Source organism: Sphingobium phenoxybenzoativorans, assembly GCF_001757355.1.
Classification (GTDB): Bacteria; Pseudomonadota; Alphaproteobacteria; order Sphingomonadales; family Sphingomonadaceae; genus Sphingobium; species Sphingobium phenoxybenzoativorans.
Genome location: NZ_MINO01000144.1, coordinates 1 through 4,066 on the forward strand (window position 1 = coordinate 1; position 4,066 = coordinate 4,066).

General features: G+C 66.6%; 7 protein-coding genes and 1 pseudogene. 4 read left to right on the forward strand and 4 right to left on the reverse strand.

The window, feature by feature from the left end:
- The coding region (locus BHQ40_RS24205) for a DUF3768 domain-containing protein (RefSeq protein WP_070158246.1) at window positions 1–297 on the reverse strand (297 nt) is incomplete at its 3' end.
- A gap of 104 nt (window positions 298–401) precedes the next feature.
- Between BHQ40_RS24205 and BHQ40_RS24210 the strand changes: the two genes are divergently transcribed.
- Window positions 402–902 carry a hypothetical protein gene (locus BHQ40_RS24210; RefSeq protein ID WP_253183466.1) on the forward strand — a complete coding sequence of 167 codons (501 nt, stop codon included), beginning with the start codon at window positions 402–404 and terminating at the stop codon, window positions 900–902.
- Between the two features lie 111 nt (window positions 903–1,013).
- Here BHQ40_RS24210 and BHQ40_RS24215 read toward each other — a convergent pair whose 3' ends face one another.
- Entirely contained in the window at window positions 1,014–1,598 is a 585-nt protein-coding gene (locus BHQ40_RS24215) for a hypothetical protein (protein ID WP_246358239.1), read from the reverse strand.
- Window positions 1,582–1,746 carry a hypothetical protein gene (locus BHQ40_RS26430; RefSeq protein WP_004212805.1) on the reverse strand — a complete coding sequence of 55 codons (165 nt, stop codon included), beginning with the start codon at window positions 1,744–1,746 and terminating at the stop codon, window positions 1,582–1,584. The genes BHQ40_RS24215 and BHQ40_RS26430 overlap by 17 nt, the downstream gene beginning before the upstream one ends.
- A 296-nt stretch (window positions 1,747–2,042) precedes the next feature.
- On the opposite strand from BHQ40_RS26430, the gene BHQ40_RS24220 reads away from it, so the two are divergent.
- A complete protein-coding gene (locus BHQ40_RS24220) occupies window positions 2,043–2,456 on the forward strand; it encodes a thermonuclease family protein (protein WP_070158247.1) in 414 nt (137 codons plus the stop codon).
- Window positions 2,457–2,608: 152 nt separating this feature from the next.
- Here BHQ40_RS24220 and BHQ40_RS24225 read toward each other — a convergent pair whose 3' ends face one another.
- Window positions 2,609–3,034 (reverse strand): DUF1810 domain-containing protein, encoded by a 426-nt coding sequence (locus tag BHQ40_RS24225; RefSeq protein WP_070158249.1) that lies wholly within the window; start codon window positions 3,032–3,034, stop codon window positions 2,609–2,611.
- Between the two features lie 191 nt (window positions 3,035–3,225).
- On the opposite strand from BHQ40_RS24225, the gene BHQ40_RS24230 reads away from it, so the two are divergent.
- Window positions 3,226–3,957: an ImuA family protein gene (locus tag BHQ40_RS24230; RefSeq protein WP_070158250.1), complete on the forward strand. Its 732-nt coding sequence runs from the start codon at window positions 3,226–3,228 to the stop codon at window positions 3,955–3,957.
- Window positions 3,878–4,066: pseudogene (locus tag BHQ40_RS26605) on the forward strand (DNA polymerase Y family protein); the annotation flags it as partial. The gene BHQ40_RS24230 and the pseudogene BHQ40_RS26605, both read left to right, overlap by 80 nt.

Genomic DNA, 4,066 nt, shown 5'->3' on the forward strand with positions numbered 1-4,066 from the left:
GTCGATCTTCCAGTAGAGCACCGCGTCGCGGAAGGTGAACCGGCCGAAATCGCGCTCGCCATGCGGATCCACGTCGGGACCGAAGCTGTCATAGTCGCGGATGGTGCGCAGCAATTGCGCCCGGGCCTGAAAGTTGCGGAACAGGCTGACGTCGCCGATCAGGCTCTGAACGCCGATGGTCATGACCACGCGGTTATGGCCTGGCCGGGTGAGCGAGTGGCGCAGCGCGTCATTGAGCTGGGCGATGGTTGCAGTGCGATCGGGCTGCGAAGAGGTATGGCTCTGATGCTCGGGCATGCGATCTGTCCTGTGCGTTCGAAACCCCGCCGATCGGGGTCTTTCAACACTGGCCGGCGCGCCGGGGCAAAGCGGGCTCGCGCACCTGTAGGGTCGCAACGGCAGTGGAGAAGCCCGGCCACGGGCTTGCGCGGGACAGCGCCTCGGCGAGACCCGGACATGGTGATGACACCCGAGCTTTGGGCGGCACACAGGAACAGGTGATTTCGCTGGACGGGCATCAGAATGCTGGACCGGACGGTGACGCGGACTATCATTGCCCGATGACCGCTGCTCTTCACATCCTCTGGCCTGTCGCGCTGCGCAGCATCGGCGCGATGCAGCGGCACAAAGTCCTGGTGCGCAGCCAATGCCGGCGGTGCGGGGCGCTGATGCGTGTCGACCTGGACGACATGGTCGCGCGCCATGGCAGCAGCGGTTCGCTCATCGACGTACAGGAGCGCTGCCGCATGGTCGCCTGTGACGGTGCGGCCTTCTATCTGGCCTCGCCCGGCTATGGCGGTCCATGGCGAACATTGCTGGGCGATCCCGGCCTCGCCGAGGGCCTCGCCAATGGCGTCGCGCCGGTCACGGCCGAGACGCTGCTTGGGCCGACCGCCCGCTAGAGCAATCGCCTTTCCAGCAAGGGATCGTTACCCGGCAGGGCCGAGACCCGGCACGGGGCTCGGGGCGTCAGCCTAGAGCCCGGTCCGGCGCAGCCGGTGCCCCGACCTCCCTTAATCCAGCGGACCGAACAATCTGGTCAGGATCAGATCGAGCGTCGCGACCTTCTCGAATTGTCCCTTGGCGATCACCCGGTGCATCGGTCTTTCGTTCTTCTTGCCCTGCGCCGTTCCCTTGGCATGGCGTGCGACCGGAAAGCCGCGAATATCGGGCAACGGCACATCAGGCGCATTGCCGAACCAGAGATAGGACAGGAGATCGAGGTTGGGTGAAACCACGATCCAGATGATGCAGCCGCTCGGCTTCTCCATGAGCTTGAGGTTTGCGGTCACGCGCGGCGCGCGCCCGCCCAAGGTCACCGTCTTGAACTGAATATGCCGGGTGATCGCCTTGTAGCTCATCACCAGATCATAGCCGCCGGCATCGAACTCCGAGCGCAGCACCTCCACCCCGGTAATCCCGCGCTGCCACAGACGCCGCAGCGCCTCGCCTACAAAGACATGCTCGACAATGCGCTCGCGCAGGGTCGAGTGCAGATAATGGGCGCTGGTCTGGCTCGGCAGGTCTTCCAATGGCAACGGATCTCGAAAGGCGGCGGGGGCGGCAGCCCCCGCCTGATTGTCAGGCGAAGGGATCATATTCGTTGAGCACGGCGACGTCGCCATCGAAGTCGTCGGCGGTGATGACGGCGAACTGCGTTCCGATTGCGATGACCATCGTGGCGGCCATCAGGGTCTTCGAGAGAGTGAGTGCGCTTTTGCGGGCGGTCCCAAGATCGGTGAACATATCGAGGCTCCTTGTGGTGCCGGCGGGTTCATCCCCGCTCGACTGGCGCCCGAAGCGTCGCTCGCGTGGCCGCGATCACCTTTTGGCGGCACGGCAAAAGGCCGTAGCGTGAGCGTACGGACCCTTTACGGGTTGATCGAATAGGTCCGCGGGAGCGACCAAGGATTGCGCCTCAAAGAGCGGGGTGATCCCGTCGGCCGGCATGAGACGTCCCGCCACCGACCCCGCCGCCCAGTTTGCACGCCGCGCCGGTTGCCCCTTTGTTCGTGATGGTCAGGACGGCTAGAGCGGGGCCGATGACCCTCTCCTACCGACACGCCCTCGCCGCCCTGTTGTTCGTTTGCTCCCTGTCGAGCGCGGCAGCGCTCCCCGCCGCGACCGGCAAAATCAGCTCTGTGACCGACGGCGACACCTTTCGCCTGATGAGTGGCGAGCGGATCCGGATCGCCGATATCGATGCGCCTGAGAGCCGCGCCGACCAGGCCAAATGCGCTGCCGAGCTCGCGCGCGGCAAGGCGGCGACCCGCCAGGCGAAAGCCCTGCTCGATGGCAAGACGATCCGCTTCGAGCGGATCGGGCGCAGCTATAATCGCACTGTCGCGCGCGTCACGCTCGACGGGCGCGATCTGGCCGCAAGACTGATCAGCATCGGCGCAGCACGGCCCTGGCTGCGCCGCCAGCCCAAGCCCGACTGGTGCCGCGCGCGATAGGCGTCACGGCGCCTATGCTCAGGTCCAGAAAGAGGAGGAAATGGACCCGCCGGAAGGGGGAATCGGCGGGTCCGTATCAGGGGCCGCATGCGCGGGGGGAAACAGGCGGCCTCGTCTTTCAGAACCGATCGACGCGCGAGCGGTTCCTTGCCTCAGCGAGGGCCAAGGCGCGCAAGCGTCGCCGGATCGGCCTCGCCATTGAACCAGCGATCGATCGCGGCGATGAACAGACCCCCGCCCCCGGCCTGCGCGAACAGGGTGAGGGACGAGCGCAGCTTGAGGGCATCGATCCCACCGAACACCGCCTCCGCGCTGGTGCCGGTCAGATCCTGCAGCGCCGCCACACAGTCGCGCAGCCGGGCGCCCAGCACCGGATGCGCGAGATAGGCGCGCGCCTCGTCGAGCGACCCGATCGCATAGCGCCGCGCCATTTCGCTCGACCCGAGGCCAGCGATCTGCGGAAAGATGAACCACATCCAATGGCTGCGCTTGGCGCCGCGGCGGATCTCGCCAAGGGCCGTGTCATAGATCTGCGCTTGGGCGGCGACGAATCGGTCGAGGTCGAAAGAAGCGGTCATGATGCTGCTGTCATAGCCTGCGCGCAGGCGTGCGCCGCCCGGGTGCAAATTTTTTCTCGAAAAGGAAATGCCCGCTCCCTCGCCACTTGCGCCGTCCTGTCCACAATTCGGAACGGACCCGATGCTTGACTCTGGATCGCAGCAGAACGAACAAACCAAGAACATATAAACTCCTGAGTCTCATGAATGCCATGCGCGAAGCCACCGTCCTTGATCAGCTGCGAGCGCATATTGCGCAGATCGAGGGCACAGGCGTGCGCCACGCGACCACGCCGTTCGGGATCGAGGCGATCGACGCGCGCCTGCCGGGCGGCGGCATTGCCGGCGGCGCGCTGCATGAGGTCGCGGGCAGTCCCGACCTTGCCGACGATGCAAGCGCGACGGTGTTCCTGGCCGGCATTCTCGCGCGGATGGAGGGGCCTGTCCTGTGGTGCCTGCGATGGCGCGACCTGTTTGCGCCCGCGCTCCACCTCGCCGGACTGCATCCCGACCGGGTGATCTATATCGAGGCGGGCAGCGACACCAATGTCCTGCTCGCGATGGAGGAATGCCTGCGCCATGCCGGGATCGGCGGCGTCGTGGGCGAGATTGGCAAATACAGCACCACCGCGTCCAAGCGGCTGCAACTGGCGGCCGAGGGGTCGGGCGTGCCGGCCTTCATCTTCCGGCGCGCCGCAAAGGTCGGCCAAGCAGCCGAGGGCACGGCGGCGGTCACGCGCTGGCGGGTGACCGCGAGCCCGAGCGAGGATCTCGGCATCCCGAGCCTTGGCCGTCCGCGCTGGCAGGTGGCGCTGGAGCGCGTACGCGGCGGTAATCCGCACGCTTGGATTGTGGAGGGCTGCGATGCGACGGGTCGTATCGGTCTACCTGCCGCACTGGTCGACCGACCGGCTGCGACGGGCGACAGCCAAATCGCCGCCTGAAGGGCGTAGCATCACCGCGCCCGACGGACCGCTCGTCACCGCAATTCCCGATCATGGCCGCCGGATCGTCGCGGCGGTGGACGCTGCCGCGCGGGCGCTCGGCGTTACG